This window comes from Pseudomonas sp. BN414 (assembly GCF_029871275.1).
In the GTDB taxonomy this organism is placed as follows: domain Bacteria; phylum Pseudomonadota; class Gammaproteobacteria; order Pseudomonadales; family Pseudomonadaceae; genus Metapseudomonas; species Metapseudomonas resinovorans_C.
This window is the reverse complement of record NZ_SSOL01000040.1, coordinates 234047-249485: the sequence shown is the minus strand read 5'-3', so window position 1 is coordinate 249485 and position 15439 is coordinate 234047. Positions and strand designations below refer to the sequence as shown.

Annotated in this window: 15 protein-coding genes; 8 read left to right on the top strand and 7 right to left on the bottom strand. The window is 63.2% G+C overall.

Translation table 11 applies throughout. The features are described from left to right. Positions 1 to 92: 92 nt before the first annotated feature. On the bottom strand, positions 93 to 878 hold the full coding sequence (xth, locus tag E8E95_RS07535) for an exodeoxyribonuclease III (RefSeq protein WP_280349254.1): 786 nt from the start codon (positions 876 to 878) through the stop codon (positions 93 to 95). Positions 879 to 1072: 194 nt separating this feature from the next. Here xth and E8E95_RS07530 point away from each other — a divergent pair, with 194 nt between their 5' ends. Then, complete coding sequence (locus tag E8E95_RS07530) at positions 1073 to 1393, top strand: thioredoxin family protein (protein WP_280349290.1); 321 nt, start codon at positions 1073 to 1075, stop codon at positions 1391 to 1393. A gap of 6 nt (positions 1394 to 1399) precedes the next feature. On the opposite strand, the gene ilvA is transcribed toward E8E95_RS07530, so the two are convergent. Further along, positions 1400 to 2980: a threonine ammonia-lyase, biosynthetic gene (gene ilvA, locus E8E95_RS07525; RefSeq protein WP_280349253.1), complete on the bottom strand. Its 1581-nt coding sequence runs from the start codon at positions 2978 to 2980 to the stop codon at positions 1400 to 1402. Between the two features lie 234 nt (positions 2981 to 3214). Beyond that, positions 3215 to 3409: a hypothetical protein gene (locus E8E95_RS07520; RefSeq protein WP_179059100.1), complete on the bottom strand. Its 195-nt coding sequence runs from the start codon at positions 3407 to 3409 to the stop codon at positions 3215 to 3217. A gap of 156 nt (positions 3410 to 3565) precedes the next feature. Between E8E95_RS07520 and E8E95_RS07515 the strand changes: the two genes are divergently transcribed. The 3 genes from E8E95_RS07515 (at position 3566) to E8E95_RS07505 (ending at position 6290) form a co-directional block, all read left to right on the top strand. After that, positions 3566 to 4744, top strand: coding sequence for a murein transglycosylase A (locus tag E8E95_RS07515; protein WP_280349252.1), 1179 nt, complete (start codon positions 3566 to 3568; stop codon positions 4742 to 4744). After that, on the top strand, positions 4741 to 5247 hold the full coding sequence (locus E8E95_RS07510; RefSeq protein ID WP_280349251.1) for an N-acetyltransferase: 507 nt from the start codon (positions 4741 to 4743) through the stop codon (positions 5245 to 5247). Before E8E95_RS07515 ends, E8E95_RS07510 begins: the two co-directional genes overlap by 4 nt. Positions 5248 to 5321: 74 nt before the next feature. Continuing rightward, complete coding sequence (locus E8E95_RS07505) at positions 5322 to 6290, top strand: sensor domain-containing diguanylate cyclase (RefSeq protein WP_280349250.1); 969 nt, start codon at positions 5322 to 5324, stop codon at positions 6288 to 6290. A gap of 436 nt (positions 6291 to 6726) precedes the next feature. Here the strand turns inward: E8E95_RS07505 and E8E95_RS07500 are convergent, their stop codons facing one another. Next, positions 6727 to 6864, bottom strand: a complete 138-nt coding sequence (locus tag E8E95_RS07500) for a hypothetical protein (protein ID WP_179059104.1) — start codon at positions 6862 to 6864, stop codon at positions 6727 to 6729. Positions 6865 to 7099: 235 nt separating this feature from the next. On the opposite strand from E8E95_RS07500, the gene E8E95_RS07495 reads away from it, so the two are divergent. From E8E95_RS07495 to E8E95_RS07485, 3 genes are all read left to right on the top strand, one after another. Beyond that, entirely contained in the window at positions 7100 to 8998 is a 1899-nt protein-coding gene (locus E8E95_RS07495) for a potassium transporter Kup (protein ID WP_280349249.1), read from the top strand. A gap of 155 nt (positions 8999 to 9153) precedes the next feature. Further along, a complete protein-coding gene (locus tag E8E95_RS07490) occupies positions 9154 to 9315 on the top strand; it encodes a hypothetical protein (RefSeq protein WP_280349248.1) in 162 nt (53 codons plus the stop codon). Between the two features lie 3 nt (positions 9316 to 9318). After that, on the top strand, positions 9319 to 9945 hold the full coding sequence (locus E8E95_RS07485) for an XRE family transcriptional regulator (RefSeq protein ID WP_280349247.1): 627 nt from the start codon (positions 9319 to 9321) through the stop codon (positions 9943 to 9945). 234 nt (positions 9946 to 10179) lie between these two features. Here the strand turns inward: E8E95_RS07485 and E8E95_RS07480 are convergent, their stop codons facing one another. Continuing rightward, positions 10180 to 10698 carry a hypothetical protein gene (locus tag E8E95_RS07480; protein ID WP_280349246.1) on the bottom strand — a complete coding sequence of 173 codons (519 nt, stop codon included), beginning with the start codon at positions 10696 to 10698 and terminating at the stop codon, positions 10180 to 10182. Between the two features lie 578 nt (positions 10699 to 11276). Here E8E95_RS07480 and E8E95_RS07475 point away from each other — a divergent pair. Continuing rightward, entirely contained in the window at positions 11277 to 13757 is a 2481-nt protein-coding gene (locus E8E95_RS07475) for an EAL domain-containing protein (RefSeq protein WP_280349245.1), read from the top strand. Between the two features lie 355 nt (positions 13758 to 14112). Here E8E95_RS07475 and E8E95_RS07470 read toward each other — a convergent pair whose 3' ends face one another. Both E8E95_RS07470 and E8E95_RS07465 read right to left on the bottom strand, forming a co-directional pair. Further along, positions 14113 to 14328: a hypothetical protein gene (locus tag E8E95_RS07470; RefSeq protein WP_256873337.1), complete on the bottom strand. Its 216-nt coding sequence runs from the start codon at positions 14326 to 14328 to the stop codon at positions 14113 to 14115. Between the two features lie 134 nt (positions 14329 to 14462). Continuing rightward, positions 14463 to 15431 (bottom strand): helix-turn-helix domain-containing protein, encoded by a 969-nt coding sequence (locus tag E8E95_RS07465; protein WP_280349244.1) that lies wholly within the window; start codon positions 15429 to 15431, stop codon positions 14463 to 14465. Positions 15432 to 15439 lie beyond the last annotated feature (8 nt).

Sequence of the window (15439 nt, the reverse complement as noted above, 5' to 3'; positions counted from 1 at the left end):
CGGTCATCGAATGGGGCGCACTCTAACACCAGATTGTTAGCGTTAACATCACGCTTGTCAGATTTTTCTTCTAGCCGGTTTCCACTCGTCCCTTAGTCGATTTCCAACTCCACCCAGGTCGGCGCATGGTCGCTGGCCTTTGGTTCGCCACGTACCCAGCGATCGACACCGGCATCACGTAGTTTCGGGGCCAGCGACGAGGTGAGCAGCAGATGGTCGATCCGCAGACCGGCGTTGCGCTGCCAGTGCTGGCGGAGATAGTCCCAGAAGGTGTAGATGCGCTCCTCCGGATATCGGGCTCGTAGCGCATCGGTCCAGCCCTGCTCCAGCAGACGCTGGTAACAGGCCCGGCTCTCCGGCTGTAGCAGCGCATCCTTCTGCCAGGAGCGCGGGTTGTAGATATCGAAGTCCGTGGGCACGACATTGAAGTCGCCCGCCAGGACGACGGGGTGCCCGCTGGCCTGCAGTTCCCCGGCACGCGCGATGAGTCGTTCGAACCACGCCAGCTTGTAGTCGAAGCGCGGGCCTGGCTGCGGGTTGCCATTGGGCAGATACAGGCACGCCACCAGTACGCCGCGCACGGCCGCTTCCAGGTAACGACTCTGAATGTCCCCAGGGTCGCCTGGCAGCCCTCGGGAGGACTCCAGCGGCTCCTCGTCACGCGCGAGAATCGCCACGCCGTTCCACGACGCCTGCCCATGCCAGATGGCGCCATAGCCAGCCTTGCGCAGCTCCTCTAATGGAAACTGCTTGTCCTGCATCTTCAGCTCCTGCAGGCAAGCCACATCCGGCTTCTCTTTCTCCAACCAGTGCAGCAGAGCGGGCAAGCGCGAACGCAGCCCGTTGACGTTGAAAGTGGCGATTCGCAACCGGCTCATACCCTGGTCCTCCTGCTCGCGGTTCTATGGAGGACAGGCCGGCGCGGGCCTGGGTTCGAACGATTGGCGTGATCGGGTTGAACCTTCCATGCCGACGCGGGCTCGGAACAGACATGAAGCCGACAGGAGCATCGCCATGCCGTCCAATGCGCCCACTCCCTCGCAGCCCGAAAAGCAGGAGTGAGCCCGTGTCCATGACCACCAGCTACCTGGACAACGAGCCCAGCTCCACCGCGGTAGCGGCACTCTCGGGCGCGACGCTGCTCGAGTTCGGCGCCTCATGGTGCGGCTATTGCCGTGCCATCCAGCCACTGCTGGCAGAGGCGTTCGATGCCTATCCCGAAGTGCGCCACCTGAAGATCGAAGACGCCAAGGGGCGCCCCCTGGGTCGCTCCTTCCAGATTCGTCTCTGGCCGACCCTGATCTTCCTGCGCGACGGCCGGGAACTGGCCCGGCTGGTGCGCCCTACCCGCCTCGACGAGATCGAAGAGGCATTCCTGCGCCTGTTCGGCTGAGCCGCTTCAACCGAGGAACAGCTTGCAGGCCGGGTTGTCGCTCTCTTCCCAGTACGGGTAACCGATCTCGTCCAGCGCTTCGAAGATCAGGTGGTTCTCGTCTTCCGGCACCTGCAGCCCGGCCAGCACACGGCCATCGGCGGCTCCGTGATTGCGGTAGTGGAACAGGGTGATGTTCCAGCGCCCACCCAGCTTGTTGAGGAAGTTGAACAGCGCACCCGGACGCTCAGGGAATTCGAAGCGGAACAGCCGCTCTTCGCCGATGTACGCGGCGCGACCCCCGACCATGTGGCGAACATGCATCTTCGCCAGTTCGTTCTCGGTCAAGTCGAGCACCGGAAAACCTCGTTCCTGCAGACTTTCCACGAGGGCCGCGCGAGGATCGGTAAGCGGATGGGTCTGCACGCCGACGAAGATGTGCGCCTCGTCACCCGAGTTGTAGCGATAGTTGAACTCGGTGATCTGCCGCCGTCCCAACGCCTCGCAGAAGGCCTTGAACGAACCGGGGCGCTCCGGCAGCGTCACCGCGATGATCGCTTCGCGCTTCTCCCCCAGTTCGGCGCGCTCGGCCACATGCCGCAAACGGTCGAAGTTGACGTTGGCGCCCGAATCGATGGCCACCAGCGTCTGGCCGCTGGCGCCGTCGCGCTCCACATACTTCTTGATCCCGGCCACGGCCAGCGCGCCGGCGGGTTCGGTGATGGAACGGGTGTCGTCGTAGATGTCCTTGATCGCCGCGCAGATCTCGTCCGCACTCACGGTCAGCACCTCATCGACGAAATGCCGGCAGACCTCGAAGTTGTGCGCGCCGACCTGCGCCACCGCCACTCCATCGGCGAACAGCCCGACCTGGTTCAGCACCACCCTTTCCCCGGCTGCCATTGCGGCCTGCAAGCAATTGGAGTCCTCCGGCTCGACGCCGATCACCTTCACCTCGGGTCGCAGGTATTTCACATAGGCGGCGATGCCAGCGATCAGGCTGCCGCCGCCCACGGGCACGAAGATGGCGTCCAGGCGGCCGGCATGCTGGCGGAGGATTTCCATGGCGACGGTGCCCTGTCCGGCGATCACATCCGGGTCGTCATAGGGCGGCACGAAGGTCAGCCCCTGCTCCGCCGACAGTTCCAGCGCGTGGGCCAGCGCATCGGGGAAGGCATCGCCGTGCAGCACCACCTTGCCGCCCCGGGAACGCACGCCCTGCACCTTCAGCTCAGGGGTGGTGCGCGGCATCACGATGGTGGCCTCCACTCCCAGCTCACGGGCCGCCAACGCCAGGCCCTGCGCATGGTTGCCCGCCGAAGCGGCGATCACGCCCCGCGCGCGCTCTTCAGCGCTCAACTGCACTACGCGGTTGTAGGCGCCACGGATCTTGAAGGAATACACCGGCTGCAGATCTTCACGCTTGAGCAGTACCTGGTTGCCAAGGCGCTCGCTCAGTTGCCGCGCAGGCTGCAAGGGCGTCTCGATGGCCACGTCGTACACCGGCGCGGCGAGGATCTTGCGCACGTAATGCTTGAGCAGGCTTTCGCGCTCATCCAGCGGGCGCTCGGTGAGTCGTTCGGCGGGTTGGGTGGTGAAGGTGGTCATGCTGGGCTCCTGGTTTCGATCTTGGCGCCCAGGAGACAGAAGGAAAAAACCCGCCTCGAGGGCGGGTTTCTGTTTGGTCGTCGGCTAACCCGCCACTGCTGGAATGGCGGTAATAATCGCGGGGCCGGACAACCAAGGGAATTGAGTCATGGCGGGCAATCTAGAGGCCCGCAGTCCTACAGGTCAAGAAGAAAATGCACTCAAGGAAAAAGGAAGGGGCCGATAACCGCATCGTCAGGAGACATGGTCGCGCACGATCCGCAGCTCGGCCGCGTCCTGGTTCATTCGCTGGATCACATTGAACAGCTGCTCCTTCAGCACGGCGTCACCAATGCGATCGGCCGCGCGCATCACGGCCAGCGCCGCGTCCTCGTTGTTCATCGCCACGGCGTCCAGGGTCTTGCGGAAGTTTCTAACGGTACGGGTCACACCAAAGGCTCCAGAAAATCTGTGTGCACCCTATTAGATGAATATTTCTCTTTGATTTCAGTGGCTTGGATCAATGCTTCGGTCTGCCCAATTTGACGTTGCCAGCGCCATTCACCAAGCTACCGCCCTCGAATCGCTCATCAGGAACATCACGACGTGATTGCCCCTCTCTACCGTCGGGGCCGGCTGGCGCTGTGCGTCGCCGCCCTGCTCTCCTTGCTTGCCGGTTGCGACAAGGAACCCACCAAGCCCGAGCCGCCCAAGGTCGACACCTACACCAAGGCGACCTGGGAAGAACTCCCCGCCAGCAGCGATGCCGATGTCATCGCAGGCTTCAGCGCCTGGCGCTCGGCCTGTGCCCGCCTGGCCAAGGACCCGGTCTGGTCCGCTACCTGCAGCAGCGCCGCGCAAGTGCCGCAAGACCCGGCTGCCATCCGCACCTGGCTCAAGGCGCAGCTGGAGGTCTACAGCCTGCGCAACTCGCGCAATAGCCCTCAGGGCCTGATCACCGGCTATTACGAGCCGGTTTATGCCGGCAGTCTGGAACACAGCGAGCAGACGCCCGTTCCCGTCTACGGAATTCCCGAAGACATGATCGTGGTCGCCCTCGACAGCCTCTATCCGGAACTCAAGGGCAAGCGCCTGCGCGGCCGCCTGGAAGGCCGCGTGCTCAAACCCTATGACGATGCCGCGACCATCCGCACCCAGGGTGTCAAGGCGCCTGTCCTGGCCTGGTTGGCCGACCCGATGGACCTGCAGTTCCTGCAGATCCAGGGCTCCGGACGCATCCAGCTGGAGAGCGGCCGGCAACTGCGCATCGGTTACGCCGACCAGAACGGACACCCCTATCGCCCGGTAGGCCGCTGGCTGGTGGAACAGGGCCAGTTGAAGCAGGAAGAAGTCAGCATGGGCAGGATTCGCGACTGGGCGAAAGCCAACCCGCAGCGGGTGCCGGAACTGCTGGCGAGTAACCCGAGCTTCGTCTTCTTCGGCCTCAACCCGGACAGCAACGAAGGCCCGCGTGGCTCGCTCAACGTGCCGCTCACCGCCGGCTACAGCGTGGCCATCGACCGCAAGGTAATCCCGCTCGGCAGCCTGCTCTGGCTCTCCACCACCCGCCCCGATGGCAGCCCGGTGACCCGCCCGGTCGCAGCCCAGGACACCGGTGGCGCCATTGCCGGCGAAGTACGCGCTGACCTTTTCTGGGGCACTGGCGCCGAAGCGGGTGAACTGGCTGGCAACATGAAACAGCAAGGACAGATCTGGCTGCTCTGGCCCAAGGGCATTCCGCTGCCCGGTTCGGCCGCAACACAGGTTCAAGGAGGTAAGTCATGAGTCTCGGCATCCGCGCGGAAACACCCGCACACATCCCGGCCATCGAGGCCCTTACTGCCGCGGCGTTCGCCACTGCCCCGCACAGCAGCGGCACCGAACAATTCATCGTCAATGCCTTGCGCCGCGCCGGGCAATTGTCGATTTCCCTGGTGGCGGAGGAGAACGGCGAGATCGTCGGCCATGTGGCCCTTTCGCCAGTGACCATTTCCTCCGGCGCCCAGCACTGGTACGGCCTGGGGCCGATCTCCGTGGCGCCGGCGCGCCAGGGCACGGGCATCGGCTCGCGACTCATGGGCGCAGCCCTCGCGGCGCTGCGTGAATTGGGCGCGCAAGGCTGCGTACTGCTGGGTGATCCGGGCTACTACAGCCGCTTCGGCTTCGTTGTGCGACCTGGCTTGGTGTTGCCCGGCGTGCCAGCGGAATACTTCCAGGCCCTGTCCTTCAGCGGTGACTGGCCTGTAGGCGACGTCAGTTACCACGTGGCATTCGAAGCCACTGCCTGAGCGGCGCTCGATTCGGTATAAGAAGGCTTTGCGCAAGGGAAGGCGCCAACCGAATCGGCCAGTACGGGGCAGCCATGAGCGACGTCAGCGAATCCACCACCCAGGAGGTCTACAAGGCCCTGCTGGAATCCACCCGGGCGATCCCCTGGAAGATCGACTGGAAGACCATGACCTTCGCCTACATCGGCCCGCAGATCGAGGAGCTGCTGGGCTGGAGCCCGTCGAGCTGGCTCACGGTGAACGACTGGGCGGAACGCATGCACCCGGACGACCGCGACGCGGTCGTCGCCTTCTGCGTTTCGCAGTCCCAGGCGGGCACCGATCACGAAGCGGACTACCGGGCGCTGACGACCACCGGCGACTACGTCTGGATTCGCGACGTGGTGCATGTCATGCGCGATGCCGACGGTGAGGTGGAAGCGCTGATCGGTTTCATGTTCGACATCAGCGAGCGCAAGAAAGCCGAGCAGCAGCTCATCGACCTGCAGAAGCAGCTGGAAGAGTATTCCTACAAGGATGGCCTGACCGGCGTAGCCAACCGGCGCATGTTCGATTCGATGCTCGACGTGGAATGGGCCAACGCCCAGCGGACCGGTGAGCCGTTGTCGCTGATCCTCCTCGATATCGACTACTTCAAGCAGTACAACGACCACTACGGCCATATCCAGGGCGATGACTGCCTGAAGAGCGTCGGCCGCGCGCTGATGAATGCGGCCATCCGCCCCCGTGACTTCGTCGCCCGCTTCGGTGGCGAAGAATTCGTCCTGATCCTCCCGGGTACCGACGAACCCGCAGCCCGCCAGGTGGCCGAGCGCTGCCGCAAGTTGATCCGCGAGCAGTGCATTCCACACGAGAAATCCAGCATCGCCTCACTGCTCACCATCAGCCTGGGCGTCGGCACCGCGGTGCCCCGCCATGACGAGCCGTCACTGCCCTTCATCCAGGCCGTCGACCGGCTGCTGTACCAGGCCAAGCAGCGCGGCCGCAATCGCCTGGAGTCGGCCCACTGGAGCAACACGGCAACCGCCCTGGTTGGCGAATGAAGTCCAATAGCCTTGTAGGAGCTAGCTTGCTAGCAAAAAGGGGGGCATTCGCTGGCAAACCAGCTCCTACGGGCAATGCAGCAAGCTGGCTCCGTGCCTCGCCATTTCGCGAATGAATTCGCCCCCACAGGACAGTGCCGAAGGTGGGCCGAGAGTCACCCCTCTCCTCTTCAGGCCAGGGGTGAGGGCTGCCATCGGCTGGCACGGTATCTGGATACAGCACGCGCTCTACGGTCGATTGGCCAGCACTAGTGGCACACCGCCAGATGCGAAAACGATGCATTTTAGAGCTGCTCATCGTTCTTGAGCTTGGCCGTCACGGTATGAAGTGCCTCATTGCGCCTTGGCACCGTGACGGTCCTTTTTAAGGACCACCTCTGGGCGACGCATCCCACCGAAAGACCCAGCCCCTCCAAAGAGGGGCTGGTTCGTTGCATCAGTGGAACCGTGGCCAGTGCCAATGATGGTGCTCGAACCACTCCTTGATTTCCGGACGGTTGCCCCACAGCACCATGCCGATGCAACCGAAGAACAGGCAACCGATGACGATCAGGCCCAGTGCATTGACGCTCATTGCACACCTCCGACTCATTCGACCGACTACAACATTCAGCTTACAAGCCCCCAAGCCCTCCACAAGTGGCGGGCGCCAACCGGTCGCGCGCTGACTTTTTACGCATTTTTTACGCCGCTGGGTCCAACCAGAATGGATACTTGCCTCCCCATTGTGGCCAGCCGCCATACGCGATTCGCGCCCTCATTCTTTCCCGTTCGACATCCGCGCCACGCCCCACCCCAGGAGTGATCCAATGAGTTCCAACGCCCTGGAGCAGCACAGCCATGCTCGCCCACATTCTTCGCTTGGCCTGCTCGTGGCCGCGGCCGGCGTGGTCTACGGCGACATCGGCACCAGCCCGCTATACACCCTGAAGGAAGTGTTCGCCGGCCATTACGGCGTGCAGGTCAACCCGGAAGGCGTCTACGGCATCCTGTCCCTGGTGCTCTGGTCGCTGCTCTGGGTGGTGTCGCTGAAGTACGTGATGTTCATGCTGCGCGCCGACAACGACGGCGAAGGCGGTGTGATGGCCCTGACCGCCCTGGCCCGTCGAGCCACGGCGGCGTACCCGAAACTGAGCGGGGTACTGGTGTTGCTGGGCCTGTTCGGTACGGCGCTGTTCTACGGCGACAGCATGATCACCCCGGCCATCTCCGTACTCTCCGCAGTCGAAGGCCTGGACGTCGCCCTGCCTGGCGTCAGCCACTGGGTGGTGCCGGTGACCGTGGTGCTGCTGATCGGCGTGTTCCTGATCCAGAAGCACGGCACCGCGCGCATCGGCATTCTCTTCGGCCCGGTGATGGTGGTCTGGTTCGTGGTGCTGGGCGTTCTGGGCATCCACGGTATCGTCCGGCATCCCGAAGTGCTCCAGGCGGTGAATCCCTGGTGGGCCTTCAACTTCTTCCTGGCCCACCCGGGCATCGGCGTCACCATCCTCGGTGCAGTGGTGCTGGCGCTGACCGGCGCCGAGGCCCTCTACGCCGACATGGGCCACTTCGGCCGCAAGCCCATCGCCCGCGCCTGGTTTAGCCTGGTACTGCCCGGCCTGGTGCTGAACTACTTCGGCCAGGGCGCATTGCTGCTCGACAATCCGGCAGCTGCCCGCAACCCGTTCTATCTGCTGGCCCCCGACTGGGCGCTGCTGCCCATGATCGGCCTGGCCACCCTGGCGACAATCATCGCCTCCCAGGCGGTGATTTCTGGCGCCTTCTCGCTGAGCCAGCAGGCCATCCAGCTTGGCTACATCCCGCGCATGCAGATCCAGCACACCTCCAGTGCAGCGCAGGGACAGATCTATGTCGGTGTCGTGAACTGGGCATTGATGACCTGCGTCGTACTGCTGGTCATCGGCTTCGGCTCATCCGGCGCGCTCGCGGCGGCCTATGGCGTGGCGGTGACCACTACCATGCTGATCGACACCCTGCTGGTTTCGGCCGTCATGCTGCTGCTCTGGCGGGTGCCGCGCTGGCTGGCAGTGCCGCTTCTGCTGGGCTTCCTGTTCGTGGACACGCTGTTCTTCAGCGCCAACGTGCCGAAGATATTCCAGGGCGGAGCCTTCCCTGTGATCGCCGGGGTGATCCTCTTCGTCCTGATGACCACCTGGAAGAGCGGCAAGCGCATCCTCATCGAACGCCTCGATGAAACCGCCCTGCCCCTGCGCGGCTTCATCGACAGCATCTGCCTGCAGCCGCCGCACCGTGTCGAGGGCACGGCTGTGTTCCTCAGCGCCAGCCCCGACGCCGTGCCCCATGCGCTACTGCACAACCTGCTGCATAACCAGGTGCTGCACCAGCAGGTGGTCTTGCTCACGGTCATGACCCGCGATACGCCGCGTATCGAAGAGACCCAGCGCTTCGAAGTCACCCGCTACGACGGCGGCTTCTACCGGGTACTGCTGCATTTCGGCTTCATGGAAGAACCCAACGTGCCGGAAGCCCTGAGTGCCTGTCGCCTGGAGGGCCTGGACTTCACCCCCATGCGCACCACCTATTTCCTTAGCCGCGAAACAGTGATTCCCACCCGGGGTCTGGGCATGTCGCTCTGGCGCGAAGGACTATTCGCCTTCCTGCACAAGAATGCCAACAGCAGCCTGCGCTACTTCCAGCTGCCGGTTAACCGGGTGATCGAACTGGGCACCCAGGTCGAGATCTGATCTCCCCGGGCTGCTGCGGACTGACCCCCGCAGCAGCTTCCGGCCCAAATAGCTCCAAAAGGAATTAATAAATACTAATTAAGTATTTATCGATCTAAGAGAGGAGCGGCTAGTCTAGCCCCGTCACCCCTCAGGATTCCCCAAGGAGCTGCACCATGGACCGCACCGACAACGTCATCGACCTCGCCCGCTATCGCACGCGCCGCCAAGCGCGCCGCATGGCCGAGCTGATGTGGACGATGTATGCCTGCCGGGCCGGTTACGGGGCGTTCCAGCTCATCCAGCATCAGCGGGAAAACGGCATTCGCGAGGCGTGATTCATGGGTCATTCGCTACCTCTAGACGCCGTTGACCAGGTGTTGCTCTCGGCCGCTACCGTGGACGACCCGGTGGGTCAGCGCGTCGCCAGCAACCTGCTGCGCCTGCGCGCCAAGCGCAATCTCTCACTGGACGGCCTGGCCCGCGTTTCCGGCGTGAGCCGGGCGATGCTGGCGCAGATCGAGTCCGGGCGCAGCGTTCCCTCGATCAAGGTCCTGTGCAAGATCGCCCAGGGCCTGAAGGTCTCGGTAGCGGCATTTCTCGATGACCGAGCCTTCGATGGCGTGGCGGTGTTGCCGGCCAGCCAGAGCAAGCGCCTGGTGAACGGCGACGGCAGCTTCGTCAGCCGCGCGCTGTTCCCCTTCGATTGCTCGCGCCAGGCGGAATTCTACGAACTGCGCCTGGCGGGTCTGGCCACCGAGGACTCTCCTGGCCACGCCCCCGGCACCCAGGAGAACCTTGTGGTCGCCCAGGGCGTGCTGGAAATCAGCGTGAACGAGGAACGCTTCCTGCTCGCCACCGGCGATTCGATCCTGTTCTACGCCGACCAGCCCCACGCCTACCGCAACCCCTCCAACAGCGAAGCGGTGGCCTACCTGGTCACCACCTACGCCGAACGGCTCGACTGAGCGCCGGTCGAGGTCAATAGGCCTCACCGGCCCACCAGCAGTAATTAATGGTGGATGTAGGAGCCAGCTTGCTGGCGAAGCTCCTGAGCAGACCTTTCGCGAGCAAGCTCGCTCCTACTAAAGCCTCGAACCATCGGAGCCCAGCCGAGCCGAGACGGACGCCGTGCCAGAACTTCGAGCGAGCACAAAAAAGCCCGGCGGGTTTCCCGGCCGGGCTTTTTCACATCCTGCCGATCAGCAGGTGCAGCACATCATCGGCATGCCGTTGCAGCTCATCATCATGGGCATGCCGCATTCCATCATTTTGGTCATCAGCGCGCAGCAGCTCTTGAACATCTCCATGTTCATGCCCTGCATCGGCATCATCTTGCACATCATGGCGTCGCCCTGCATGGAGCACTCCATCATGCATTTCATGGACGGCATGGGCATGCCCATCCCCATGCCCATTCCCATCATTGGCATCATGTTCATCATGCCCATCATCGGCATCATGGCCATGCCGGCCTGGGACATGCACATCATCGACATGTTGCCGCAGTGCATCATCATCGGCATGCCGCAATTCATCATCATCGCCATCATTTCCGCGCTGTTGCGGAACATCGTCATGTCCATGCCCATGGCCGGCATCATCTTGCACATCATGCCGTCGTCCTGCATGTCGCACTGCATGGTGACCATCATCATGGGCATGCCCATCATCGGCATCATGGAGTTGGCGGACATCGGCATTTGCATGGCATTCATCATGGTGGCGCTCCCTCAAAGGATGGAATGTGTAACCGGAATGGGGCCGATTCTAGGGAGGCGAATCTGTCGGACAAGATGACGAGGCAGCGTCGATGGGGTACGCCCTGCCAAGACTTTCGTCACTGATGGCAGCGCTTCTGTCTGCGATAGCAGCGGCATGAGCGCAATCCCGAACGCTGCGGAATCGATAACGTCACTGTCCGCGCAATGGATATGCACTTCAGGAATTAGCAAATAACCCTAGTGAATATTCAGTCTAACGCCCGAACACTTTTTTCCCGCAAACCAGCTGCGCGCGAAAGCGCCTCGGGGTGCTGTCCCCTGTTTTCCTGAAACCTCAGTTGCAACGGGCAGAAACTCACCACGACATCCCGTCGCCGCCTGCACACCAGCAGTCGGTGCCGCGAAATAATGGCAAATCCGTGGCTATGCTTTGAGTGACATCATGCCGAACGGATTGGGCATGTGGCGCCCGTCCCGGGGGATTCCGGCGCCGAAATTCAAACGACAGGACGCCTGGCTTTCTTGAGCTTCGCTTATCAAGTCCATACAGAAGGACGTTGGCTGGAGATCGCGAAATGGATTCGTTCGAGAGGGAAAGCGCTGCCAACCAGGTCATATCCGCGCACTCGAACACTCAACCCACGACCCGATGGCACCGCATGTACTTCTTCCTTGCGGGCTTCGACGTGCTGGTCGTGGTGCTGAGCGTCCTGCTGAACCACCTGATCGTCGATACCTACCACCGCTCCATCAAGGCCAACCAATCCTGGGTCCAGCAGCTTTCGTCCTATTCGACCCTGGGCAGCCTCGCGTCGGAAGTGAACGCACCGGGCAACAACGTGTTCGACACCCATGATGTCGAAGCCGAGTCGCGGAACATGACCACCGCCTTGCGTGCCTTCGACGAACACCTGGCGAGGGCCAAGCTGCAACTGGAAGCGCGAATCGCCAATCAGGCCGAGCACAGCGCGGACATCCAGGCCTTCACGCGGGCCCTGAAGGATGAAGTGGCGGAGGTCGACTCGGCGATGGTCGAGATGGTGAAAGAGGCCACGCTCATCTTCTCCTTCTTCCGCGAGGGCAAGTCGGACGAAGCCGGCAAGCGCATGGCGACCATGGACCGCAAGTACGCCAAGCTGCTCGCTGCCCTGGCCACCGTGCGCGAGCGAGTCGGCGTGATTCAGAGCAAGCTGCTGGAGGAGGAACTGGAGTCGGTCGAAGAGCTGCGCCGCATCGAATACGCCATCATGATGTTCGTGCTGCTGATGGTGACTGCGGCCATGTTCTATGGGCGCCGCATCCGCCGCGAGATGGAATCCCACGCCGCCGAGCGCGAAGGTTATCTGGCGGTGCTGCGCGAGAGCGAACGGCAGTTCCGCCAGCAGGCATCGCTGCTGGACAAGGCGCAGGACGCCATCGTCGTGCACGACATGAATCACCGCATCCTCTACTGGAACAAGAGCGCCGAGCGCCTTTATGGGCTGCCCAGGGACGAGGCGCTGGGCAAATCGGCCCAGGGGCTGATCTACCCGAGCCATGCCTTCATCGAAACCGCCACCCACAGCCTCATCGAACTGGGCGACTGGTCAGGCGAAGTGACGCTGCGACGCCGCGACGGCAGCACCATCAACTTCGAGAGCCACCGCACCCTGGTTCGCGATGACAGCGGCCTGCCGCAGTGCGTCCTCTCCATCAACACCGACATTTCCCATCGCAAGGCTGCGGAACAGGAGGTCAAGCGCCTGGCCTTCTACGACCAGCTCACGGGCCTGGCCAACCGGCGGCTCATGCTCGACCGTCTGCAGCACGCGCTGGCCAGCAGCGCACGCAGCCAGCATACGAGCGCGGTCATCCTGATCGACCTGGACAACTTCAAGGCCCTCAACGACACCCTCGGCCATGACCGCGGCGACGTGCTGCTGCAGCAGGTCGCCCACCGCCTGTCCGCCTGCATCCGTGAAAGCGATACCGTCGCCCGCCTCGGCGGAGACGAATTCGTGGTCCTGCTGGAAGGCCTCAGCGAGAATCCCCCGGATGCCGCCATCCAGGCCAAGACCATCTGCGAGAAGATCCTCAGCTCGCTGAACCTCTCCTATGAACTGGATGGCTACGAGCATCACAGCACGCCCAGCCTGGGCATCGCTCTGTTCCAGGGACAGCTCAATACCGTCGACGACATCATGAAGCGCGCGGACCTGGCGATGTACCGCGCCAAGGCCGCCGGTCGCAACACCATGCGCTTCTTCGACCCGGAGATGCAGGCGGTCGCCACCGCCCGCGCACGGCTGGAGTCCGACCTGCGGCAAGGCCTGCAGAACAAGGAACTGTCACTGCACTTCCAGCCGCAGGTGAACAGTCAGGGCCGTATCGTAGGGGCGGAAGCGCTCATGCGCTGGCAGCACCCCGAGCGTGGGAACGTGGTGCCGGCGGAGTTCATTCCCCTGGCAGAGGAAACCGGGCTCATCCTGCCACTCGGCCGCTGGGCATTGCATACCGCCTGCGCCCAGTTGGTGACCTGGGCCAAGCAGCCAGAAACCGCCCGCCTGGTCATGGCGGTGAACGTCAGCGCGCGCCAGTTCCACCATCCCGACTTCGTCGAAGAAGTGCTGACCGTGCTGCGCTTCACGGGTGCCGACCCGAGGAAGCTCAAGCTCGAGCTGACCGAGGGGATGCTGGTGGAAGACATGGAAAATACCGTTGCCAAGATGATCGAACTGAAGGAGATCGGCATCGGCCTGTCACTGGACGACTTCGGCACGGGTTACTCGTCGCTCTCCTACCTCAAGAGCCTGCCGCTGGATCAGTTGAAGATCGACAAATCCTTCATCCGCGACGTGCTGGTCGACCCCAACGACGCGGCCATCGCCTGCGCAATCGTGAGCCTGAGCCAGATCCTCGGGCTCTCGGTGATTGCCGAAGGCGTGGAAACCGAGGCCCAGCGTGCCTTCCTCGTCAGCCACGGCTGCCACACCTACCAGGGCAACCTGTTCTCCCGCCCGCTTCCGGCCGAACAGTTCAGGCAGTACGTCCACGAACGGTCGATGGCGGAGCACTGACGCCCCCGCCCTCACCCCGGCCCCTCTCCCGCAGGAGAGGGGTGACTCGCGCCGGATGCACCATGCCATCCGGCAATCCCGAAGCCATGTGGGGGGGTACGTACTGTAGGAGCGAGCTTGCTCGCGAATCTGGACTGCACCCGAGAGTCCGAGCCGGCCGGCTAACGCCCTCACCCCCGACCCCTCTCCCGCAGGAGAGGGGTGACTCGCGCCGGATGCACCATGTCATCCGGCAATCCCGAAGCCATGTGGGGTACGTACTGTAGGAGCGAGCTTGCTCGCGAACCTTCTGAGTCCGACCTTTCGCGAGCAAGCTCGCTCCTACACAAAGCACAGCCACCAGGCCATTGGATCCTCAGTACTTGATGTCCCGCGCCCTCTCCCGCCCCTGCTGCTTGGTCTGGCGCTTGTCCTGCCGGCACTGGGCGTTGTACTGCTGGTCGGCGGCGCGGCAGTCCTGTTTGATCTGGCGTGCATCCTGCCGTGTTTCCTGCCTTACATCGCGGGCGGCGCGGCGTTGATTGGCCTGTTCGGTGGCCCAGGATGCGCCTGCTGAAACCGTCAGGCACATGGCAACCACCCATACGGGGAATCGAATAACAGGCATGACATGAACCTCCTCTGACCTTGGGGTAACCGCTTCTTTCATTACAACCGATTCTCCCGAAACCGGCGGTGGAGTCGCCAGGCGGCGTCGCTGAGAGGTCATGACGCAGACCGGAAAACTCCACGTTCGCCTCGTGCGCTACGCCGAAGCTCCTGGGGTGTTCGACCCGCGACCCGCAGGAAGCTCTGGCACATGCGCCCGGCATCGATGAAGCCGTTCAGGCGCGCAATTTCCTCGAACGTCTGCCGCCCATCCTCGACTTGCGGCCGTGCCGCTTCTACCCGCATGCGTTCGACCGCTCTGGCCGGCGTCACGCCCGTCGACGAGGTGAAGGCGCGCCCGAACTGGCGGACGCTCAGGTTCGCGACCTCGGCCAGGCGCTCGACCGAGAGGTTCTCCCGCAGGTGCTCACGCGCGAAGCTCAGCGTGGAGCGAATCCGGTCCGACCCCGGATCGAAATCCAGCAACGACGAAAACTGGTATTGCCCGCGCGGTCGCCAGTAATAGACGACCAGCATGCGTGCCACGGAAAGCGCCATTTCCCGGCCCATGTCCTGCTCGATCATCGCCAGGCTCATGTCGATGCCGGCGGCCATCCCCGCCGACGTCCAGAAACCAGCGTCCTCGCTCCAGGTCCGGTCACCATCGACCCTCACAGTCGGATAGCACGCCTGCAACTGCGCTGCGTAATGCCAGTGGGTCGTCACGGTGCGCCCGTCGAGCAGTCCACTCGCCGCCAGCAGGAAGGCGCCGGTACCGATACTGGCAGTTCGGCGCACGTGCAGAAAGACTTTGCCGATCGCCCTGGCCAGCACTGCCGCCCATTCACCTTCGGGAGGCTCGGGCGCGCCCACCACCATGAAGGTGTCGAAGGCAACCAGCCGCAACGGCTCCGTATGGACACAAAGGCCGCAGGCACTGCGCACCATCCCGCCGTCCAGGGAAACGGTGGTCAGCTGGTAGTCAGCGGATGAGCGTTGATTGGCGTTCGAGAAGGCTTCGAGCGGGCCGCTCAGGTCCAGCAACTCGAAGCCCGGATAGACCAGAAAACCGATGTGCCGGTTCATGGCTGAAA